Raw genomic sequence first — 22,294 nt, forward strand, 5'->3', positions numbered from 1 at the left:
AGCCTGGAGTGAAAAGATCAGGGCCTCGGTTCCTTGGGAACCGAGGCCCTTTCTTTTTATTTGACGCCCTTCAAAAAATCCCCTTGCGCGGATCAGCTCGCGGTGGCGAGCCCTTCTTCGCCGTGCAGGAAGCCGCGGCAGCCGCGCAGCGAGCGAAGCGCGCGATTGAAATCGATTCCGGTCGAGACCAGCGCGCGCAGCGACGTCGGATTGCGCGCTACCCCGCGCAGCACCTTGCCGAGATCGATGTCGCCGTTCGGCTTGATGGCGCTCTTGGCCAGCGCCGGAAGCGCCCGGCTGGCGGGATCGGAGATGACCCGCAGCGCCGCGAACGGCAAGCCGGCCTCGGCCGCATAGGCTGCGGCAATATGGCTTTCCATATCGACCGCCGCCGCGCCCGTCTCCGAATGCAGCGCGGCCTTGCAGGCGGTCGCCGCTATCACCTGTTCCACGCCGGCCAGGCCGCCGCGGACCACGCGCCGGCGACGCAATGCCGCACGAGCGATCAGTTCCTCGTTCAGCGCCAGACCTGCCAGAAAACGGGTATCGCCGGATAGAACCTCGGTCGCCACCACCACGTCGCCCGACTTCAGCGACGGATCCAGCCCGCCGGCGACGCCGAACGAGATGACACCCCTGAAAGTGGTGGAATCCAGCGTTGCCAGCAGTGCGCGCAGCTGCTGCGGATCGCTGGAACTACAGATCACGATCATGCCGGGCCCGGCCGCAATGCGGGCCTCCTGCACCAATCCTGTTACGATCAAAACCGGCCGCGGATCATTCGAATTGCGATCAACCGAACTGTCCACGAGCGCGGCGGCCCCCGCCCTCAAAGTCACATCCCGACCCCTACCACCCTGCTGTTGGTGCTTCTCAAATTTCGGTACCGCGCCAGCGCCCAGAGCGGAAAGAACTTCGAGTAGCCATGATAACGCAAATAAAACACCCGCGGAAAGCCCGTAGCCGTGTAGCGCGCCTCGTCCCAGAGCCCTTTGTCGGTCTGTGTGGCTTTTAGGTACTCCACCCCCCGCACGACCGCCGGACTCTCAACCTCCCCGGCCGCCATCAGTCCAAGCAAGGCCCATGCCGTTTGCGAGGAGGTCGACGGAGCGTCCTCGAATCCCTTGTAGTCCAGCCGATAGCTGACGGCATCCTCGCCCCAGCCACCATCCCTGTTCTGGATCGAGACCAGCCAATCCACAGCCTTGCGCATCATCGGGTCCTGATGATCGACGCCAGCGGCGTTGAGCGCACACAGCACCGACCAGGTACCGTAGATGAAGTTGAGGCCCCAGCGGCCGTACCATGACCCTTCCGCGAGCTGGGTGCGGCGCAGATAGGCGATCCCGTCCGCCACCGCCTTGCTGGTCTCGGCGGTCTCGCCAAGCTGCGCCAGCATCGAGATGCAGCGCGCGGTGACGTCTTCGGTCGGCGGATCGAGCAGCGCGCCGTGGTCGGAGAACGGGATGTTGTTGAGGTAGTATTCGAGGTTGTTGACGTCGAAGGCGGCCCAGCCGCCATCGCGGCTCTGCAGGCCCTCGATCCACTCGCGGCCACGCGAGATCGCCTGATCGTATTCCTTGCTGCCGGACGCCCGGCGCGTGCGGTCCATCGCCATCACGACCACAGCGGTGTCGTCGAGATCGGGATAATAGTCGTTGTTGTACTGGAACGCCCAGCCGCCCGGACGGACATCGGGGGCCTTCACCGCCCAGTCGCCCTTGAGATCGAGCACCTGCCTTGGCTTCAGCCAGTCGAGGCCCTGCTTCATCTTCTCAAGCGTCTCTTCGCCACCAGCCTCCGCCAGCGCGTGGCAGGTCAGTGCGGTGTCCCACACCGGCGAGACGCAGGGCTGGCAATAGGCCTCGTGCTCGCCGATCACCAAGAGCTTGTCGATGCCCCTGCGGGTGACCGCACGCGGCGGAAAATCCGGTCCCTTGCCGAGCGCCTCATACATCATGACGATGTTGGCCATCGGCGGATAGATCGCGCCCATGCCGTCTTCGCCGTTCAGCCGCTCTTCGGTGAAAGCAAGCGCGGCATCGATCGCACGCTGGCGCAGCTTCTTTGGAAACAACGGTTCGATCACCCGCAGGATCTTATCCAGGGTGCTGAACAGCGCGAACCAGCCCCAGCTCTGATGCGGCGCCTTTGCCGCCATCCCGACCGACTTGGGATCCTGCAGGAACAACTCGTCGATACCGACGCCTTTGGGATTTTTCGCCAACGGTTTCAACGCCGCCATCACCATCAGCGGCACGATCGTGGTGCGCGCCCAGTAGGAAATCTTGTTGATATGGAACGGCGACCACATCGGCAGCAGCATGATCTCGATCGGCAGCACCGGCACAGCGCGCCAGCTCAGCACATCGTAGAAAGCGAGCAGGAAGCGGGTGAAGACGTTGACGCGGGCAGCGCCGCCGCGGCTGCGGATCGCCTCGCGCGCGCGCGCCATGTGCGGCGCATCGACGGAATCGCCGATCATCTTCAGCGCGAAATAGGATTTGACGCTGGCGCTCATATCGAACGGGCCGTCATGCACCAGCGGCCAGCCGCCATGGTTGCCTTGCGTGCGGCGCAGATAGTTCGCGATCTTGGCTTCGAGGGCGCTGTCGACGGGCTCGGCGAGATAGTGGCGCAGCAGCACATATTCCGACGGGATCGTGCTGTCGGCTTCCAGCTCGAACACAAAGTGTCCATCGGATTGCCGGTAACCGAGCAGCGCTTCGGTCGCCGACGAGATGCTCTTCTCCAGCGCGACGGAATCGACTGTCGCGACGGGTTCGCCTGCAATTGTTTTGTCGATGGAAAGCATATCGCTAGCATCCCTCTATTCGCGCGCGGGCTATGTGAAGCCGGTCACGCAACTCCTGTCAGGCCTTAACGCCTCGCCAGGACCAGATCGGCGGCGCGGTCGCCCGACCGCACCGATCCTTCGATGGTTGCCGGCAATCCGGTATCAGTCCAGTCGCCGGCGAGAAACAGGTTTTTGAATGATGTCACCGCCCCCGGGCGCAGCGCGTTCTGCTCCGGCGTGGCCTCGAACGTCGCGCGGCGCTCGCGCACGATCTGCCAGGGCGGCAAGGGCAAATCGCCGGGCAGGCCTGCGGCCTTGCAGACGTCCCGCCAGATCGCCAGCGCGAGTTCTTCGCGCGGCATGTCGACGAGGCGGTCGCCATTGCTGATAGTGACCGACAGCCGCTGCGGAAATGCGAACAGCCATTCCACCAGGCCACCGACCACGCCGAGGATGGGTACGGCATCGCGGGGCGGATCGAAGCGGAAATGCGCGTTGACGATGGCGCGGAATTTCGACGGCGTCTTCAGGCCCGGCAACAGCGCCGCCGCCGGGCGCGGCGGCACCGCAAGCACCACGACGTCGTCGGGGCCGAGCGCAATGCTGTCGCTGCCGAATTTCAGCTCGCCGACGGCGCTGCCTGTCGTTGCGAATTCGCGCAGCTCATGGCCGAGCTGGATCGAGGCACCCTTGTCCTGCAACAGCTTGATCGCCGGGTCGACCAGAACCGCGCTCAAGCCATCGCGCGCGATCAGCGGCCGGCAGGCCTGCCCGCCCGCCAGCAGCGTTTCCCGCACGATCGCGCCGGCCAGGCCCGCCGAACCCTCGGGCGGGTCGACATTGAGCGCGGCCAGCAATAGCGGCTGCACCAGTCGCTGGTACAGCGTGCCCTTGCAGGGGATGGTGTCGCCGACCAGCTTTCCGGTGCCTGCCCAAACCAGCGGCGCCAATGCAAGATAATCGAGCAGCTTGGTATCGGGGACGCGGCGCGCCTCGTCGAACACCCATAGCGGCAATTTGCCGTCGCCGAGATCGAGCTGCCAGCGCTGGCCGGTCATGATGTCGACGAAGGGAAATTGCGCAACCTTCGGCCCGACCAGCCCCGCCTCGGTGCCGATCGATCGGGCGTAGGCCAGCGCATGGCGATTGCCCGACAACAGCAAATGGTTGCCGTTGTCGATGGTGAGATTGGTGGCCGCGTCGAAATAGGACCGGCAACGGCCGCCGACCTGCTGCGTGGCCTCGTGGACATGCACCCGGTAATTGGCGTTGGCCAGCCGCACGGCGGCCGAAAGGCCGGAAATGCCGGCGCCGATGATATGAGCGTTCTTCTGCATCAGATAATCGCGTAACGGAGAAGGATGGCGATCTTCGCCCATTTATGGACGCTGACCGGCTCGCGCGGGGCGGCAAAACCCCGCGCCAGGAGCAAGTCCAGGATCGCACGGTAATATTTCGACATGATCCGCGGCGCGCGCACCTTACGCCGCGAATTGCGCTTCATGATCTCGTCGGCCTTCTCGAAATGCTTTTTCGCCCGCTCGGCCAGCGGCAGGCAAACTTTGGGAAGGGCGCGATCGACAGTCACCTTCTGCGGATTGTCGCTGGTGATGCCGGCGAGCAGCAGGCCTTCGCGCGGCAGATAGAGGCGGCCGAGGCCGGCATCTTCGTCGATGTCGCGCAGAATATTGGTCAATTGCAGCGCGCGGCCGAGATGGTGGGCGAGCAGGATGCCATCTTCCTCGGGCATGCCGAACACCCTGACCGACAGACGCCCGACGGCGCTGGCGACGCGGTCGCAATAGAGATCGAGCGTCGCAAGATCCGGCGCACGAATATCCTGTGGCACGTCCATTTCCATGCCGTCGACAATGGCGAGAAAATCCTCGCGCTTGAGGCCGAAGGTTTTCACCGCGGCGGCGTAATCCTGCACGCGCGGCGGGGGATGTCCGTGATATAGCGCATCGATGTCGTCGCGCCATTGCTGCAGCGCCGCCAGCCGCTCGGGCCGCGGCCCGTGCGAATCGGCGATGTCGTCGACCTGCCGGCAGAAGCTGTAGATCTGGAACATCGCCTCGCGCTGGTCGCGCGGCAGGATGCGCATCGCGGCATAGAACGAACTGCCGGACGCGGCGGTGCCGTAATCTGCGTTGGCCGCCGCCATCTGTACCGTCATGCGCCGGCCGCTGGTTTTGTCAGGGGACCGCGTCCCGCGGCGCGCCTGATCATTTCGCTGACGATGCCGCCAATGCTCTGCGCGAGCAATTCGGGCTTGCTCAAATGCACGCGCTCGCTGAGCGGATCGCGCACCTTCAGCATGCCGACGATCTTGTCGGCAAAGGCCTGGATCACGGCAATCTCGAGCCCGAGCCGGAAATCCTTCACCTCGGCGCTGAGCGACCTGCTTTCATCGAGCAGCGCCTCGGTCCGCACCGCGAGCGCCTGAAGGCATTGCAGCAGCGCCGGCTGCGATTTCGCCTCGCCCAGCATCTCGACGGTGGCGCCGCTGGCGGCCAGCGTGTCGCGCGGCAGATAGACGCGGTTGAGGTTTTTGTAGTCCTTGGCGCAATCCTGCAAATGATTGTTGATCTGCAGCCCCGCGCACAGCGCGTCCGACGCGGCCCAGGTCGAGGTGCTCTCGCCATGGACGTCGAGCATGAAACGGCCGACCGGCATGGCCGAATAGCGGCAATAATGGATGACGTCGTCCCAGTTCTCGTAGCGCAGCTTGGTGACGTCCATCCGGAACGCGACCAGCACGTCGAGCGCATGGCGCGGCGCCATCCCGCGCTCGGCAAAAGCGCGGCGCAGGCTGACCGCCTCCGGCTGCGTATCGCCCTTGCCGAGCAGTTCCGCCTCGAAGAGGTCGAGATAGCGCAGCTTCTCGTCTGCGCTAAGGGTCGCGTGATCGGCGATGTCGTCGGCCGTCCTGACGAAATTATAGAATGCGAGAATCAGCGCCCGGTGACGCGGGTGAATGATCCACGACGCGACCGGAAAATTCTCGTCGCGGTGGGTCTTTCCGGATCGCAGGTCGCTCGCACTGGTCATCAGGAACTGGCTACATTCACTCGGAATTGGCGGCGTGCGCCGATGCTCGGCGCACGCGAGAAGATCGCGTGCCCCATATAGGGGAATACGCCGCCAAAACCAATGCTATATGGGCTGCTTAGCCCCGCCCGTGACGCGTCATAGAGCCGAAAATGGCTCTCTTCGCGAGGGTTAACGGGCGCGAGCGCCGCCTATTGGCCGTTGTTCTTGAGAACCTGGTCGCAGGCCGCGCTGATCTTGGAACGGTGTTCCTTGAGGCAGGCCAGGATGGTGAAATCGCCCTGATCGATCACCGGACGGCAGAACTTCTGTACGTCACGGGTACAGGCCTTCTGCTCATCCGCCGTGCCGCCGCGTTGCTGCTGGGCGAAGGCTCCGGACGAAGCCGAGAGCGACAACAGGGTGAGTGCGAGGAGAAATTTGCGCATCGTGTTCCTTCATTTCGGCAGCAAGAATCCTGTTCCCCGATTTGCGATGAGGCATCGCCGGAACGGATTTGTTTGGATGGCAGGCGCCGCGTACGCGGCGACGAACTGATGACAAGCATGGCAAATGCGGACAAATTTACGGCGACCTTTTCGGCGACCTAAGCACCTTTAATAACCGCCTGATATCTAAAGTGTATTTCCGCCACACTTTCCCGCCAATTGGTTGTTGCAGACAATGCGGTGCAAAGCTAGATGCTGCGCAGACGGATTTGGTGTGAATGTTTCGATTCCACTCGGCCACTTGCGGCCTTTGTTCCTGCCAATACCGCCGGAAACAGCGACCCGTCATTTGAACCTAAGATACTGCGGGAACACTAAATCTTCGATGCGGCGAGACGTATCTTTGCGAAGAACGTCTATTTTGATGGGAAAACTACAATGAAACTGTTTGGTTCCAGCTCGTTCGGTCAGGCTCTCGCAGCTGCTGGCGTCGGCGCCGCGCTCATGTTGTCGGTCACCGCAAGCCATGCCCAGGCGGGAGGCCCGTTCGCCGGCTTTGATGGCAACTGGAGCGGCGCGGGCACGGTCGTGCTTTCCAACGGCACCACCGAGAACATCCGTTGCAAGGCCGATTACAAGGTCAATGCCAACGGGCTCGGCCTGAAGCAAAATCTGCACTGCGCCAGCGACAGCTACAAATTCGATCTCTCCAGCGACGTCACCAGCCAGGGTGAGCGCATCTCCGGTAACTGGAGCGAGAAGAGCCGGAATATCTTCGGCAACCTGCAGGGCACGGCCGGCGGCGGCCAGATCGACGTGTTCGTCGAGGCGTCCGGATTTGCCGCAAACCTGAATTTGAAGACCAATGGCAACAAGCAGGTCGTGCAGATCGACTCCAAGGGCGAAATCCGCGGCGTCAAGATCACGATGACGAAGACCTGACCCCTGCGCTCTGATCGGTGTGAATGGCAGCGCCCCGGCGCTGCCTTTTCATTTTACGGCCACTAGGCTTTCGTTTTGACACGTTTTCTTGACGCGAACCGGCGTCCACTTCGCTTGAAAACGCTATGAGCTCGATCAGCTGAATTTCCAACGCCAGCAGGGGTCGCCGCGGTCACGGCGATGCGTCACTTCGACCCGCATGAAGCGGTCATGCGCAAGTGCTGCCCCCACCCACAATTCGTTCCACGCATCGAACACTTGAGGCGACAGCGCTTGACGCTCCGCCATCAGGCGCCACGACGTCTGGCGCACGGTTGCGCCCGAACCTTCCAGCTGCAGTTCCGCGTCGTCGTCCTGCCCGCGGGCCAACCGGGCGAAGGCTTTGGCGAAACCTGCCGCGCCCGCTTCCACGTCGCCCAATAGCCGAGCTACCTCGTCGAAGGTGTGCATCCCGACGAGCCGTGCCGCTGCACCGGCGAGATGGCCGCCCTCCTCCGGGCCGAGCACGCTGATCGTCTCCGGCACGATCGAGGTGACGTACTCCATCGCATAATTGCGGAGCACCTTCTGCAGCCGTTCCTCCGGCCATGTGTTCCCGGGCAACCGCGGCGCGAGATCGGCCTGGAACGGCGGACAGCGCTCGCCGGGCGAAAACTGCAATCGCTCCCCGGGAGCAAGATCGTGATCCCACTCCTTGTAGTAACCTTCGAGGCCGGGCTGGCCGTCGACGGTCTGCCCCGTGCAGACGAAGCCGAGTCTGGGATTGCCGAGCACGACGCCGTTATTGGCGTGCCATCCGCGCAGCATCGCCCGCGACACTTCCGAGGGGATGCCGCAGATCGCAGTGCCGGACCAGATCCAGCGCGGCGGCGGATAGCGCACCCAGGCCTTGGTGTCGCTCTCGTAGACATACTCGACCTTCACGCCGCCGACCTGGTTCGACAGATAGTGATATTGCGCGCACGCCACCGCATGCGGAAGCTGGTCGAGGCCGAGCTTCTTCAATCCGGGAAGGAAGCGTGCCAGTTGCTGCCGCCGGAAGGTTCGAAACACCACCTCGGCCGCGCGCGACGCGCCCGCCCGCGAGGCCAGCATCAGGATCAGCCCGGTGAGATAGGAATGATAGATGTGTTCGACGGCGCGGTAGGCGGCGGCATCGGCCGCAGGGCGAACAGCTGATCCTGCAGACGTCATTCCTCGGCCCCTCTTCGGCTGCCGTTGGCCGGCAGCCCTTGTTTTCAGTATCGCCCGTTATTCCGCAGGCTTGACGTGACTGACGCCGCGAATCTTTTCCGACAGGTTGATCAGGAACATCGAGGTCGGCCGCAGGATGAAGAGATCCGCGACCAGGGCTGCGATCATCGAGAACGCGCTGAGCCAGCCGAACAGCCGCAGCGAAGGCAGGTCGGAGAACACGGTGACGACGAGGCCGCAGGCCAGCACCACCGTGGTCAGGATCAGCGCCGGACCGACCAGCACGGTGGCGCGCTCGACCGCGAGCTCCGGCGTGACGCCGGGCTTGCTCTCCAGCCGCAGCCGGTTGAGGAAGTGGATGGTGGCGCTGAGTCCCAAGCCGAACGACACCGTCAGCGCGACCACGCTGGCGAACTGCAGCCCCTCGCCCAAGATCCACAGCACCGTCCCCGATGCCACGACGGGGAAAATGCCGGGCAGGATGCAGGAGAACATCACCACGACCGAGCGGAATGCCAGGCCGATGAAGATCGCGACCAGCAGGAATTCGATGGTCAGGCCGTGGTTGAGTTTCGAGATCATGTTGGCGCTGTTGCGCGCCGCGATCGCCGACAGGCCGGTGACTGCGATCTCGAAGCCGGGATGCTCCGCCCTCACCTGGTCGAGCGCCTTGTCGAGCTTGTCGATCACAGGAAGGATTTCGCTGGAATCAAGGTCGGGAACGCGCCCCGAAACCACCACGGCATCCTGATCGGCCGAGATGAAACGGCGGACCAGATGCTCAGGGATAACGCTGACATATTGCTTCAGCGTTTCGACGTCGTTGCTGCCGGCCTTCTCGGCAAGCCAGCGGCGCAGGGTTTCGAGCGACCAGACGTTGCCGACACCCGCCGATTTCTCGACCATCGCGTGAACCTCGGCGATCGTCTTCAACGTATCCGGCGCATAGAGCGAGGCGCCCTTGGGGAATTCGATCAAGACGTCGATCGGATTGGCGCCGGTGAGCTTGGCGTCGAGCCGGCTCGACGCCGCCACCGCCTGGCGTTTGTCCGGCACCTGGTCGGCAAGCCGGTAGCGCGGCTCCAGCGTGGCGTAGATGAAGCCGAGGCCGGCGACGAGCAGCAACGCGAGCAGGCTGAACAGCCCGGGGCGGCCGACCATGCGCACCGCGATCCAGTAGCAGAAATTGCGCAGCGCCTGCACGCCGGCATCCGCGCTCTGGAATTTTACGGCGAAGACCTTCTCGTTGCGGACGAACAGCACGCCGAACACCGGCACCAGCGACAGCACCGCGATCAGCGCGATGATGGTGGCGGCCAATCCGGCCTCGCCGAATTTGCGGATCAGTTCGGAATCGGAGAATTGCAGGGCGATGAACGAGATGCCGGCGGTGCCGTGGGTCAGCACGCAGGCCGGGCCCACCACCAGCACGGCGTTGGTGAACGCGGTCAGTTTGTCCTGGCCTGCGATCAGGCGGTCGCGCGCGGCGAAGGTCAGCTGCATCGAGTCCGAGAAGCTGATCACCATGATGAGCGGCGTCATCACGTTCAGGAACATGTTGAGATTGAAACCGGCCCAGCCGAGGCCGCCGAGCGCGAGCAGGATCGCGATGATCGGCGGAAACGCCGCAACCACCATGAACGATATCTTGCGGAAGAAGATGATCGCGATGATGCAGCCGGCCAGAATGCCGAGGATGTTGTAGGTCAGCCCGTCGCGCTTGACCGCGTTGCGGATCTCGAGCTGCATCACGGGAACGCCGGAGAGCTGGGCGTTGAGACCGCTGCCCGACAAATCGTCGGCCATGATCTTGCGCATTTCGCCGACCACTTTACCGAGATCGTTCGAGGAAACGACACTCGGTTCGAGCGACAGCACGATCAAGGCCAGCGTGCCGTCCTCCGACAACAGCTTGCCGCGAATGATCTCGTTGGATTTGACGGTCTCGGCGAACTTGTCGTAGGCGGCGCCTTGCGGCAGTTCGGGCGGGAACAGCGCCGCCGGCAGCTTGCCGGGCTCCGGCGCCTGCCGCGCCGAAAACAGCGACACCAGGCCACGCACGCCCTCGACCAGTTGCAGGTCGGTGACCATGTCGCGGATCTTTTCGAGGTTCTCGCGGGCCAGCAGCGTCTTGCCCTCGACCACGACCAGCACGTCGAATTCGGTCGCCGGGAAGCGCTTGGTCACGGCCTCGTATTGCTTGTAGTCCTTGGAATCGGAACGGAACAACTGGCTCAGCGAGTCGTCGATCTTGATCCGGTAGATCCCGAAGATCCCGGCCACGATCAGCACCGCGAGAATGAGCATCGAGAGGATCGGCGCCTTGACCGCGATCAGGCCCATACGCTCGAGTCCGAAGGCGATGCTCTTGCCTGGCGGCGGCGGCTCCTCGATGGCTTCGACGTGGACGTGACTTTCGGAGTTCTTGTCGAGCATACCCTGTCCAGTTCTCACGTCGGTCTGTTTGTGCAGCTTGGTTTTATGCAGTTTGATGGCGCGAATGCGGCTTTGCCAGCCCCGTCCGATCAGCGCTAGCCATTGAAATCACGCGGTAAATTAATCGGCGCCGTTTTACAGGGCCGAGCCCCATCCGGCAAGCGCGCGTGGGCCGGCAAATCGACACGAAGGTGACGAAAATGCGCGTTAAGTCTCTGATTTGCCACACCTGGCGAGGCCGCCCTGACGGTTAACGCCAACGCCTGCCCCGCATCGGAGCAGCGCCACCGCAGCGGTCAATTTTTCGGGAAACAGCTCCCGCAAGGAGACCGCGTCTGAAATGACACGGCGCTCAGTCCTTTTTCTTCTCCGCTTCCGTTCCGGCGCGGAGCGCTGCCGTGAAAGCGGCGTCGAACAGGCCGCGGTATTGGCTCGCATTGACGTTGGAGATGTGCGCGGTGTCGCGGAAATTGGCCTGCCCGCTCCGGACCAGATAGCAATAGCCGTTCTCGCAGACGACGGACAGCGGGTCCACCACAACGAGATGCGGATTATCTCGGTACAGATCGAGAACGTGCGCGATCTCGTTCCGGAAGGCGCTCATCGTGAGCCCAGGGCTGGCCTCGACCTTCCATTCATCGATGGCACGGCCGGCGCGCATCTGGTTTTCGATCCATCGCTGCGGCAGGTCGAAGCCGATGTGCAGTAACGGCAGGATAAAGACGACGGTCTTGCCCGCCGAAAGCAATCTGTCCACCAGAACGGAAACCTCAGACGCACTTCCCCAGATGCTTCCAAGCACGACGATGCTCGGCTGCGCCTGGCCCAACACGAAATCCAGCGTACTGCGATTGAATTGCCGGCATGGCGGCTGATCACCGGCGTTGACCGCCGCATCATCGACGAAGGCCCTGCACGCGCTCTGCGTCGCGATCAGTCCGTGGATTCCGTTGGCGAGCGCAGCCGACGAAACCGGTTCGAGATACTGGTTGGCAAAGGAATCTCCCCACAGGATCGCGGACGGACTGCCCACGGCCTGCGCGCTGCCGAAACTGCAATAGGTTTCGGTCGCCTTCTTGGTGGAGTTTGCGTTCCGGAAACACTCATCGCGGGGCGTGCTGGTTCTTCGCGCGAGCTCAGCCGACAGCAAATATTCCGGCAGCCTGCCCGGAAAACCATGGTTCAGGAAAGCCAGCGACACGAAGCTCGCCAACAATGCGAACGAGACGCCTGAACCCGCCAGCAGCCGGCGCGGCGTCCAGAACTCCCGCCGAATTCTGACGGGTTGCTCGACGTAGCGGTAAGACAGCGCGCCGAGCGCCAGCGAGGCCAGCACCATCGCTATCTTTTGCGCGCCGCCGACGTCGTAACCGCGCACCGCCAGCCAGCTCAGCGCGAACACCCAGATCGGCCAGTGCCACAGATAAATCGAATAGGACCAGTCGCCGATGCGTGGGACCGGAGATAATCCGAGCAGGCTGCCCTCGCCTGCCCCCCGTCGCGCCGCAATGATCATGGCCGAGCCCAGGATCGGCAGGATCGTGAGCACGCCGGGCCATTGCGCTTCGGGCAAGGGATAGACGACACAGCCCGCGACGAGCGCCCAGCCGGCGAGCGCGACGAGCGGCGATTGCAGCCAGGAGGGATCGGCGATTCCTTCGGATCGGCGCCGTATCTCTGCAGCAGCAATCAATCCGCCAGCCAACGGCTCCCAGGCTCTTGCCTGCAGGGAGAAGAAGGACGATCCCGTCGCATCTTGCTGGCTTGCCCACAGACACCACGCCAATGACAGGGCCGCGAAGACCTGCAGCGCAACGACCACCGCTTTGATCCCTGACATGGCGCGCAAGGCAAGCCGCCAGACCAGCCCAACGATCAGCGGCATGAAGAAATAGAACTGCCACTCCAGCGACAGCGACCAGGTGTGCAGCAGTGGTTTGGTCTGGGCCGCCATGGCGAAATAGCCGCTGTCGCTCTTGAAGGCGAAGTTCGACAAGAACGTCAGCGCCGACAGCGCCTGGAGCAAATGCCGCAGATATTCGGACGGCAAGGTCACGAACCAGCCGACGACGACGGACGCAATGGTGAGCACCGCAAGCGCAGGATAGATCCTGCGCATCCGCATCATCCAGAAAGTCCACAGCGAAAAGCGGCCGAGCTTCAGGTCGTTCAGCACCTTCGTCGTCATGAGGTAGCCGGTGATCACCAGGAAGACGTCGACACCGACGAAGCCTCCGGCGAATCCAGGTATCTGGAAGTGAAAGCCGACGACGGCGATCACCGAAAGCGCCCGGAGCGCATTGATGTCCAGACGGAACCCGTCCGGGCCCGCATGCTTGCCCGCCGCGCCTTTTGCCGCCCCCGCTTGCTCCATAGCCTGTCTCTGCCCGCTCTCGTTCGGTTATATCAGGCGCGAGTTGGCTCACAACGGCGAAGCGGCCGCATTGTCGATCCGCTTCGGTGTCAGCCGATCGGCCTGGCGGCGATGAGCGCGGTTCCGCTCTCGTCCTTCAGCGCCACGCCGGTAACCTGGCGCGCAATGCCTTCGCGCACCAGCCAGGCGATCTTGAAGGCGGCCTCATCGTAGCTCAGCCCCGCAGCGTGAATGTTGGACACGCAATTGCGCTTCTCGTCGGTGAGGCCGGTGCGCGGCGCAAAGGTGAGATACGCGCCGAGGCTGTCGGGCGCCGACAGGCCGGGCCGCTCGCCGATCAGCATCACCACCATCCGCGCGCCGAGCACGGCGCCGATCTCGTCGCCCAGCGCCACCCGCGCGCCCGATGCGACCACGACATGGTCCAACGAGATTCCCGCCTCCGTCAGGCGCGGAGCAAGATGGCGAACCAGCTCGACGGCGTGGACATTGACCGCCGCCGGCGACAGCCCGTCGCCGATCACGATCACAATCTCGCTCGCGCTGCCGCTTTGCTTTTCCAGCATGCGCCGCGAATCCGCATCCAGCATGCGTCCGAGATCGGGACGGCGCAGATAGTCGCGCCGGCTCTGCGCCTGGCTGGAAACCTCGGCGACCTGCAGGCCGAGGCCGGCAAATCCGGTAACCAGATGCGGCGCATCGAAAACTGTGTGAACGGCGTCGCGCGCACGCGCGTGGTCGAGCGTGAAGGCAAGCAGCGCGTCGGTCGGCATGCTCGCGCCGGAGCGGCCAAGCCCGACGCGCGCCGGCGTCAGCTCCCGCAAGGCTTCGAGCGGGCGGGACGGCGGCACCGGCGTTTTCATGGGCTCTTACTCGGCAGGGACCGAGGCTTCGCGCAGCCGGATCGAATAATTCGACGCGTTCTGCTGGCCGACCGATGCGGCGCGCGCGAACATGATCAGATGATGCCCGATCATCGCCGGACCGATCAGGCCCTCGATATCGCCGCGACGCAGCCGTCCCAGCGCGAACTTCCAGAACACTTTTTTGTAGTCGCCGAGCACGCCGACCTTCCAGAAGATATTCCGCAGCATGATCAGGCCGCGTTTGATATTGGCCCAACTCTTCTGCTCGGGCGTGACCGGCACCTTGATCCGCTGCGCATAGGTGTAGTCGCATTGGTACTGGTAGCGCGCGAACAGCTTTTCCGGCTGGTAGGCGACTTCCATGCATTTGCGCCAGGACTCGACGACCTGCTCATAGGGCAGCAGGAACTCGACATTGGAATCGCGGCCGTCGTCGTCGTTGACCAACCGGCCTTCCTTCGCCAGCCGATCCCACAGCGGCGTCTTCGGCAGCGCCTGCAACAGATTGATCGTCAGCAGCGGAATCTGCGACTCCTCGACGAACGCGAGCAGCGCATCGCCGGTTTCCGGCTTGTCGGTGTCGAGCCCCATGATGATGCCGGAGACGACTTCCATGCCGTAGGAGTTGATGGTTTGGATGCCTTCCAGGATCGGGACCATCATGTTGTGGTCCTTGTGCATCGCCTTCAGCGCGTCGGGATCGGGCGTCTCGATACCGCAGAACACCGTCACGAAGAACGCTTCGCGCATCTTCTCCAGAATCTCGGGCCGCTTCGCAATGTTGAGCGTCGCCTCGCAGGCCAGCCGCATCACGTAGCCGGTGCGCTTCTGCCACTCGACCAGATGCGGCAGCAGGTCCAGTGCGGCCTTGCGGTTGCCGATGAAATTGTCGTCGACGAAATAGACCGACCCCGTGACGCCGCATTCCCGCAGCTTGTCGAGCTCGGCGATGATCTGCTCCGGCGACTTCAGGCGCGGGTTGCGGCCGTAGAGACCGGGGATGTCGCAGAATTCGCACTGATAGGGACAGCCGCTCGAATACTGGATGCTGCCGAGGAAGTATTTCTTGACCTCCGCCAGTTCGTAGGCCGGGATCGGAAACTCGGTCATCGGCAGGCGATCGCTGGTCGTCAGCACCACCTGCTGTTCGGGGCGCGACGGATCACGCGCCAGACGCGCGATCAGCTCATTGGTGGCGTCGCCGAGTTCGCCGACATGGAGATAGTCGAACGAGGGATAGTAGTCCGGGCACGCGCTCACCGACGGCCCGCCGATCGCCACCGCGAGATCGAAGGCATGGGCGCGCCGGCAGATGTCGTTCATCTGCTGGCGCTGGATGTGCATGCCGCTGACGAACACCGCCTCGGCCCATTCGAAGTCTTCGTTGGTCGCGGGACGAATGTTCTCGTCGATGAAGCGGACCGGCCAGTTCTCCGGGAGATAGGCCGCGATCAGCAACAGGCCCTGCGGCGGCATGAACGCCTGCACGCCGTCGGTCAGGGGATAGGCGTGCTCGAATGTACCGAAAGAAGACGTATAGCGCGGGAAGACGCACAGGATACGCCGTACCGTTTCGATGCCTTCAGCTCTCATCAAATTTCCTCAAGGCTGACATGGATTTAAGCACGACATTGAAAGCTGGACCAGAAATTCTTCAATATTGTGACAGTCACCTCTAACTCACTGTGGGTTCAATTGGTTGCAGGAAAATCTGCAAGTCCGAGGGCAATAGGCGCGCTCGCGTTCAGGCGATCAGCCGGGAGGCAAATTCGGGCAGCAGACCCGCGCTGCCCGCAAGCCGGAAATCGCCGTCCGCGAGGCCTGAGCGAACCAGCCAATCGTCGAACTCCGGCGCCCGCTTCAATCCGAACAGGTCGCGGATATACAGCGCGTCGTGGAACGAGGTTGACTGATAGTTCAGCATGACATCGTCGGCGCCCGGCACCCCCATGATGAACGTCACACCGGCGGCAGCCAGCAGCGTCAACAGATTGTCCATGTCGTCCTGATCGGCCTCGGCATGGTTAGTGTAGCAGACGTCGACACCGAGCGGCAGGCCGAGCAGCTTCCCGCAAAAGTGATCTTCGAGGCCGGCGCGGATGATTTCCTTGCCGTCGTACAGATATTCCGGACCGATGAAGCCGACGACGCTGTTGACGAGCAGCGGATCGAAGGCGCGCGCCACCGCATAGGCCCGCGCTTCGCAGGTCTGCTGATCGACGTTGTGATGAGCATTGGCCGACAGCGCCGAGCCCTGCCCGGTCTCGAAATACATCAGATGATCGCCGACAGTGCCGCGGCGAAGCGACAGCCCGGCCTCACGCGCCTCGCGCAACAGCGCGAGATCGACGCCAAAGCTGCGGTTGGCGGCTTCCGTGCCCGCGATCGACTGGAACACCAGATCGACCGGAACGCCCTGCCCGATCAATCCGAGCGTGGTGGTGACGTGCGTGAGCACGCAGCCCTGCGTCGGGATCTGCAGCCGCGAAATGATGCCGTCGAGCAGCCGCAGCAGCCCGCCGATCACGGCCGGATCGTCGCTGGCCGGATTGATGCCGATGCAGGCATCGCCCGATCCCAGCAGGATGCCGTCGAGGATCGAGGCGGTAATGCCCTTGGCGTCGTCAAAGGGATGGTTGGGCTGCAGCCGCACGCTCATCCGCCCCTTCAGGCCGATGGTGTTGCGGAACGCCGTCGTCACGGCGCACTTCTTCGCGCCCAGAATCAGATCCTGGTTGCGCATCAGCTTGGAGACGCCGGCGGCCATTTCCGGCGTGATCCCGCGCGAGACCTTTGCCAGCGTTTCGCTGGTTGCAGCATCGGACAACAGCCAGTCGCGGAAGCCGCCGACGGTCAGCGTGGAAATCGGCGCAAAAGCCTGCGCCGCATGGGTATCGAGGATCAGCCGGGTGACCTCGTCATCCTCGTAAGGGATCACCGCCTCGTTGAGGAATTGCTTGAGCGGCACGTCGGCGAGCGCCATCCGCGCCGCGATCATTTGTTGTGCGCTTTCGGCCGCAACGCCGGCAAGGCGGTCGCCGGACCGCGGCGGCGTCGCCTTGGCGAGCAGTTCGCGCAAATCGGCGAATACATAGGAGGTGGCGCCGATGACCTGGCGATAGACCATGCTGACTTTCCTGCGCCCGTCCCCGCTCCGTTGCCCAGCTAATCTATGCCGCGTAGACAGCCAAGGCTACAGCCGAGATCGTCGAGCTACCCCCGACTTCAATTCGGCTAGTTCAGCGTAGCGTAATAGCGGGTGAAGAAACTTATCTCATAGATGACCGCGCCGAATGCGAACAGCATATGGAATCTCAAATTGCGCGTTGTCGTGGCTATGCCGCATACCAGTATGAACGCGGCGTTCGCCAACAGATACTCCAGTCCCAGCGATCGCAGGTGGTCTTCGCCCTTTATCAAACTGTCGACCACATCGAGCGCTTCAGTAAGGGCGGCAAAACCAAAGAACCAGCGGCGACGTGAGAGAAAGTAGTCCTGATAACCCGTATATTCCTCCAGATCCTGGGGGAAAAGCAGGACGCTCAGGAAGTAGTACATCGATGCGTACACGCAAACGAAGAAATAAAGGCCAAACGTCCAGTGCGGAATGAGGCTCAGCCGAAATTCCCACCACCAGAATGTGACCACGTTCACGAGCGCCCAAGCGACCCAACCCAAATGAACGGGCCAGATCCGGTAGCGACCGGGATGCGCAACCAATGCCGCGATGCCGCTGACCAACCGCGTGACGCTGAGCCCGAGGATGATGCCGATCAGCACTCGCACGTGAAGATAGAGATCGACGTTGGCCGGCAAGGCAGCACTTTGACCCATTAAGTCCCCGCTCTCACGCATCATCCAGCGCGGCACCTTCAACAGGCATCCCGCGACGATTCCGGCGATGGTGTTAAGGATTGCGCGCTTGCCGCCGGGCAAGACGAAATCGACACGTTCCGTCCTCGTGCCGCTGTCTAGCTTGATTCGATCACAATTGGTTTGCCGACGCCGGCCTCCTTCGGAAGAAGGTTTCCGCTTGCTGGCGGCAGCCGGCCACCCTTCCCGAGTCCGCCGCAAGGACAGCGACCTCCAATTGCAGTGGCATGGCAGAGCCCGTTACGGTCGCAGCAGGCTGCCGAATTTTCCCGCTGATGCAACTTGCCGTACCTTTGTAACAAGCTGAAATCACTCGATTATCTTGAATTAGTTGCAGCTCCCCGAACTTCGCGCGTTAAGACAATCTCCATCAAACTTCAGCACAATTTGCCTGGGCCGAAGGCAATCGCTGGAAACCATCCGGGGTTGCCGATACGGCTGAATTGCAAAATCCCGTACTCGTTTTTGGTGGCGCCATGGCATCCCGGTTTTCGCTAGCAGCCAAGTTGTATTCGATCTTCGCGCTGTTCGCCCTGCTCGTCGCTGCCATCACGGCCTTGTCCGACTACAACACCCGCCAGAATGCCGAGCTCACCGAAGCGGTATCGACCGCCAGCCGCGCGGCGCTCAACGTCGAGCGCATCAATTCGCTGGTCTATGCCGTCGTGATGGAATCGCGCGGCGTCTACATGTCGACCGAGCCGGCAGTGGTGAAAAAATACGGCGACGGCTTGCTCAAGTTCAACGAACGCATTCTCGAGGTCGTCAAGAACTGGGAGGCGCTGGTTCAGTCTGACGACGCCCAGCAGTTTGCCACCTTCAAGAAACGCATCCAGCAGTTCGTCGATTTCCGCAAGGAGCTCGTTCGCCGCGGTGTCGAGATCAATGGGGCAGCAGGCCGCGAATGGGGCGACAATGACGCCAACCGCGAAGTGCGGACGGCGCTGAACAAGGATCTGGAAGCCTTGTCCAAGGTCTATGCCGAACGCAGCAAGAGACTGGCGCAGCAGACCGACACCAACCACACGATGGCCTTTGTGCTGACCTGCCTCGGCGTCATGGCGCTGGCGGTGGTCGTCATCGGCGTGCTGATCATCGCCCGTTCGATCGCGCGGCCGCTTTCCGTCATCACCGCAACCATCAAGCAGGTTGCCGAAGGCGCCGAAGGCGTCGAGGTTCCGCATACCGGCCGCGCCGACGAAATCGGCGCGCTGGCCCGTGCGATCAAGATCTTCCAGGAGGCGATGGAGCGCAACCGCGACCTCAATTTCCAGGTACTGGAGGATTCCGAGGCGCGCGAGGAGCGCACCCGTCACATCGAAGCCTCGGTCGACGCGTTCCGGGAAGCGATCGGCGGCGTACTGCGCGCGGTCACCGACAATGCGACCTCGATGCGCGGCACCGCCCAGACCATCGCCAGCGTTTCATCTGACGCCAGCGGGCGCGCGGTGGCGGCCTCCGGCGCGACCGAGCAGGCTTCCAGCAACGTTTCCGCCGTCGCCAGCGCCGCCGAGGAGCTCTCGGCCTCGGTCGAGGAAATCGGCCGCCAGGTGCGCCAGTCGGCCAGCGCCGTCGAGCAGGCGGGCCAGCGCACCGAGAAATCGGTCGCCGAAATCGAAGGGCTGGCAGCTGCGACCCAGCGCATCGACGGCGTGCTCAGCCTGATCCAGGCGATCGCCGAGCAAACCAATCTTCTGGCGCTCAATGCGACGATCGAAGCCGCGCGCGCCGGCGACGCCGGACGTGGTTTTGCGGTCGTCGCCCACGAGGTCAAGGCGCTGGCCGAGCAGACCGCCAAGGCGACCGCCGAGATCGGCCAGAACGTCGGCTTGATCCAGACCTCGACCAAGACCTCCGTCGAAGCGGTTCGCGAGATCGGCAACGCGGTGCGCGAGATCAACGAGGTGACCTCCATCATCGCCAGCGCGATCGAGCAGCAGGATTCGGCAACCCGCGAAATATCGTCGAACGCGCAACTGGCGGCGCAGGGCAACGGAACGCTGGTGGTCAATATCAGCTCGCTCAGCGACGCGATCGGCACGACGAACACGGCCGCGGCATCCGTTCTCACCGCTTCCAGCGAACTGACGGCTACCGCCGACACGCTGTCCCGCGAAGTCGAGAAGTTCTTCCGCAATCTGCGCGCGGATTCCTCCGAGCAGATGCGCAAGACCGGTACCTAGCAAGCGGCGGCGAAAAGTTCATACCGCCGATCGCAGCCGCGTAACCGATATAGGCCGAGCGGCTTGTTGCCGCCGACAGACTTCCGTGTATCAGCGAGAGATGATCCCGACCGCCAGGGGCTTGAAGCGATATATCAAGTACGGAGTCTTGTTCTCGGCCTTGCCGCCGTGAAACATGGCGGCGGCGGAAACCTGCGATGCCGACACGTACATATAGCCGTCTGGCGAATATGAAATACCGTCGGGCCAGACCATCTCGGCGTCGCTGGTGAGCGTGCGATATTTGCGATCCGGCGTGATTACACCGATCGATTTGGTCTCGACCGCCGTCAGATAGATGTTTCCTGCGAAGTCGATCGACAACCCGCCGTTGTTCGGCTTGTCCGAGTAACGCTCAACCTTTGCGCTCAGTTGGGCATTCGAAAGGCCTTCATCGTTCAAATCGGTCACCCGGATCCGATACAGGCTACGGCCGCTCAGCGGCGCGTAGTAGAGCCATTCGGCTTTCGCATCCATGGTGATCCCGTCGCAGCCGACCTTGATGATCGTTGGCTTTCCATCCTTGCCGGGAACCGTCAGGTCATTGCCGTCGACAGTGATCGGCACGTTCTCTGGAACAGTCGACTTATCACCTTCAAGAACGCGCCGGGCGCGTCCGGTATTCATGTCGATAACGATGATCGCCGCTTTTGAACCGTCACCGCCTGGTCCGATATCTTCGTCGGCAATGTAGAATTTTCGGTTCTTGTGGTCGATGACGATGTCCTGCGGCTGCGATCCGGACCGCGTCACAGGTTCAGGCATATAGTAGATGCGTTCGAGCTTGTTCGCATGGGTATTCCAGCCGACGAGTTTCGGCGTGATATGGGTGCGGAAGCCCATATCGATCATCCAAACGACACCATTCTCATCGGACCGCAACCCCAGCACATTGTCCAGATACTGGTCGCTGCCCTTTAGCGGTGTGTTCCATTCCGCGTTTGGGAACGGCTCAAAGGTCGTCGGCGACGTGAGCTTCGCCACGCGCACGTCGGGACTGTAAAAGGGATGATGACTGAAGATCACCTGATTGTCGGGCGTGAATGCGACGTTGCCGACGGATTGCGGCAACCTGGCAAATATCTCGGCAGTCACGGTGTTGGATTGCTGTTGCGAGAAGGCGGGGGTCGCCGCCGCCAGCGCGACAATGAATGCGGGCACGTTGATGCGCATTTCAGTTTTTCCTCTTTGAAGGGTTTCCACGTTCGACGACTTGATTTCATGCCCGCCGCGGTCGTCGCTCCGTCGGGGGCTTTGGTCGCAACAAACTGGAAAGCGCAGGGCCTGCTTATCGAGCTCTGCACTGCTTTCGACTATCGGGTGAGTGCTGGATGCTAATCCGTCTCGAGGCTCATCGTGAGATCTTGCACATCGTCGACCGTAGGCACGTTGTGCCGACCGATCGAGTCCGCAGCAACGACTGTCTAACTTGCGTGACTCAGATAGCGCGCTAGAGTTATAACTAGCAAGTACGCACAGTGCTGGGACTAGGTATCACGGAGTGAACCATGCAAGACCTGTTCGCGAAGAGGTACGATTGCGCAGCCGGCTGTCCCGTGGAAGCAACCCTGGATTTGATCGACGGAAAATGGAAGGCGATCATCCTCTATCATCTCCTGAAGGGAACACTACGCTTCAATGAGTTGAGACGCCGCCTGGCGAAAATCACGCAGCGCATGTTGACCCGGCAACTGCGTGAGCTCGAGGAAGTCGGCCTCGTGAGCCGGACGATCTTTGCGGAAGTACCGCCCCGTGTCGAATATACGCTGACGGCTCACGGACAATCGTTGGAGCCGGTCATCCGCGCCTTGTGGGTTTGGGGTGACGCCTATCTCGCTCAGCGAAGCCAGGAAACGACGAATTCAAAAGCCGTTGTCAATCGAGAGCCGCCGAAGCATCGACCTGCTGTCGCCGTCCGCGCGCTGCGATGACCCTGGTGTTCGGAGACGTTGTCGCCTGTCTGCATTTTCGCCGCAACGAACCGAGAAGGCGGTCAGAGCAATTCGGCGCAAAACGTTGAAGCCGGGTTAGCCTGTCAGAACGGCCGGCTTCCGAAAATGATCCATAGCTCGGCGCAAGTTCGCTCGGGTGCCATAACATCACGACAAGCT

17 protein-coding genes are annotated in these 22,294 nt (G+C 62.5%); 3 read left to right on the plus strand and 14 right to left on the minus strand.

From position 1 onward, the window contains the following. Window positions 1–92: 92 nt before the first annotated feature. The 6 genes from ACVWVY_RS35660 to ACVWVY_RS35685 all read right to left on the minus strand — a co-directional run bounded on the left by ACVWVY_RS35660 (window position 93) and on the right by ACVWVY_RS35685 (window position 6,276). Complete coding sequence (locus tag ACVWVY_RS35660) at window positions 93–809, minus strand: phosphorylase (RefSeq protein WP_456630779.1); 717 nt, start codon at window positions 807–809, stop codon at window positions 93–95. Window positions 810–835: 26 nt separating this feature from the next. Continuing rightward, window positions 836–2,815, minus strand: coding sequence for a squalene--hopene cyclase (gene shc / locus ACVWVY_RS35665; RefSeq protein WP_456630780.1), 1,980 nt, complete (start codon window positions 2,813–2,815; stop codon window positions 836–838). A 65-nt stretch (window positions 2,816–2,880) separates the two neighbouring features. Continuing rightward, window positions 2,881–4,134, minus strand: a complete 1,254-nt coding sequence (gene hpnE, locus ACVWVY_RS35670; RefSeq protein WP_456630781.1) for a hydroxysqualene dehydroxylase HpnE — start codon at window positions 4,132–4,134, stop codon at window positions 2,881–2,883. Continuing rightward, window positions 4,134–4,973, minus strand: coding sequence for a presqualene diphosphate synthase HpnD (gene hpnD / locus ACVWVY_RS35675; RefSeq protein WP_456630782.1), 840 nt, complete (start codon window positions 4,971–4,973; stop codon window positions 4,134–4,136). Before hpnD ends, hpnE begins: the two co-directional genes overlap by 1 nt. Further along, window positions 4,970–5,848 carry a squalene synthase HpnC gene (gene hpnC / locus ACVWVY_RS35680; RefSeq protein WP_456630783.1) on the minus strand — a complete coding sequence of 293 codons (879 nt, stop codon included), beginning with the start codon at window positions 5,846–5,848 and terminating at the stop codon, window positions 4,970–4,972. Before hpnC ends, hpnD begins: the two co-directional genes overlap by 4 nt. A 191-nt stretch (window positions 5,849–6,039) precedes the next feature. Continuing rightward, complete coding sequence (locus ACVWVY_RS35685) at window positions 6,040–6,276, minus strand: hypothetical protein (RefSeq protein WP_456630784.1); 237 nt, start codon at window positions 6,274–6,276, stop codon at window positions 6,040–6,042. 438 nt (window positions 6,277–6,714) lie between these two features. On the opposite strand from ACVWVY_RS35685, the gene ACVWVY_RS35690 reads away from it, so the two are divergent. Beyond that, window positions 6,715–7,218 carry a hypothetical protein gene (locus ACVWVY_RS35690; RefSeq protein WP_456630785.1) on the plus strand — a complete coding sequence of 168 codons (504 nt, stop codon included), beginning with the start codon at window positions 6,715–6,717 and terminating at the stop codon, window positions 7,216–7,218. 135 nt (window positions 7,219–7,353) lie between these two features. Here the strand turns inward: ACVWVY_RS35690 and ACVWVY_RS35695 are convergent, their stop codons facing one another. The 7 genes from ACVWVY_RS35695 to ACVWVY_RS35725 all read right to left on the minus strand — a co-directional run bounded on the left by ACVWVY_RS35695 (window position 7,354) and on the right by ACVWVY_RS35725 (window position 18,024). Beyond that, window positions 7,354–8,412 (minus strand): hypothetical protein, encoded by a 1,059-nt coding sequence (locus ACVWVY_RS35695; protein ID WP_456630786.1) that lies wholly within the window; start codon window positions 8,410–8,412, stop codon window positions 7,354–7,356. A gap of 57 nt (window positions 8,413–8,469) precedes the next feature. After that, window positions 8,470–10,848, minus strand: coding sequence for an efflux RND transporter permease subunit (locus tag ACVWVY_RS35700; RefSeq protein ID WP_456630787.1), 2,379 nt, complete (start codon window positions 10,846–10,848; stop codon window positions 8,470–8,472). A gap of 352 nt (window positions 10,849–11,200) precedes the next feature. Further along, window positions 11,201–13,222, minus strand: coding sequence for an acyltransferase family protein (locus ACVWVY_RS35705; protein ID WP_456630788.1), 2,022 nt, complete (start codon window positions 13,220–13,222; stop codon window positions 11,201–11,203). A gap of 89 nt (window positions 13,223–13,311) precedes the next feature. Next, the gene (gene eutC, locus ACVWVY_RS35710) at window positions 13,312–14,085 is read right to left on the minus strand and encodes an ethanolamine ammonia-lyase subunit EutC (protein ID WP_456630789.1); all 774 of its coding nucleotides are present in this window, start codon (window positions 14,083–14,085) and stop codon (window positions 13,312–13,314) included. 6 nt (window positions 14,086–14,091) lie between these two features. Beyond that, complete coding sequence (locus tag ACVWVY_RS35715) at window positions 14,092–15,681, minus strand: B12-binding domain-containing radical SAM protein (protein WP_456630790.1); 1,590 nt, start codon at window positions 15,679–15,681, stop codon at window positions 14,092–14,094. A gap of 151 nt (window positions 15,682–15,832) precedes the next feature. Continuing rightward, the gene (locus ACVWVY_RS35720; RefSeq protein ID WP_456630791.1) at window positions 15,833–17,215 is read right to left on the minus strand and encodes an ethanolamine ammonia-lyase subunit EutB; all 1,383 of its coding nucleotides are present in this window, start codon (window positions 17,213–17,215) and stop codon (window positions 15,833–15,835) included. Window positions 17,216–17,322: 107 nt separating this feature from the next. After that, on the minus strand, window positions 17,323–18,024 hold the full coding sequence (locus ACVWVY_RS35725; RefSeq protein ID WP_456630792.1) for a hypothetical protein: 702 nt from the start codon (window positions 18,022–18,024) through the stop codon (window positions 17,323–17,325). Window positions 18,025–18,437: 413 nt separating this feature from the next. On the opposite strand from ACVWVY_RS35725, the gene ACVWVY_RS35730 reads away from it, so the two are divergent. Further along, a complete protein-coding gene (locus tag ACVWVY_RS35730; RefSeq protein WP_456630793.1) occupies window positions 18,438–20,144 on the plus strand; it encodes a methyl-accepting chemotaxis protein in 1,707 nt (568 codons plus the stop codon). 90 nt (window positions 20,145–20,234) lie between these two features. Here the strand turns inward: ACVWVY_RS35730 and ACVWVY_RS35735 are convergent, their stop codons facing one another. Beyond that, window positions 20,235–21,386: an L-dopachrome tautomerase-related protein gene (locus ACVWVY_RS35735; protein ID WP_456630794.1), complete on the minus strand. Its 1,152-nt coding sequence runs from the start codon at window positions 21,384–21,386 to the stop codon at window positions 20,235–20,237. Window positions 21,387–21,691: 305 nt separating this feature from the next. On the opposite strand from ACVWVY_RS35735, the gene ACVWVY_RS35740 reads away from it, so the two are divergent. Further along, complete coding sequence (locus ACVWVY_RS35740; protein ID WP_456630795.1) at window positions 21,692–22,114, plus strand: winged helix-turn-helix transcriptional regulator; 423 nt, start codon at window positions 21,692–21,694, stop codon at window positions 22,112–22,114. Window positions 22,115–22,294: the final 180 nt, after the last annotated feature.

The organism is Bradyrhizobium sp. URHC0002, assembly GCF_054059515.1.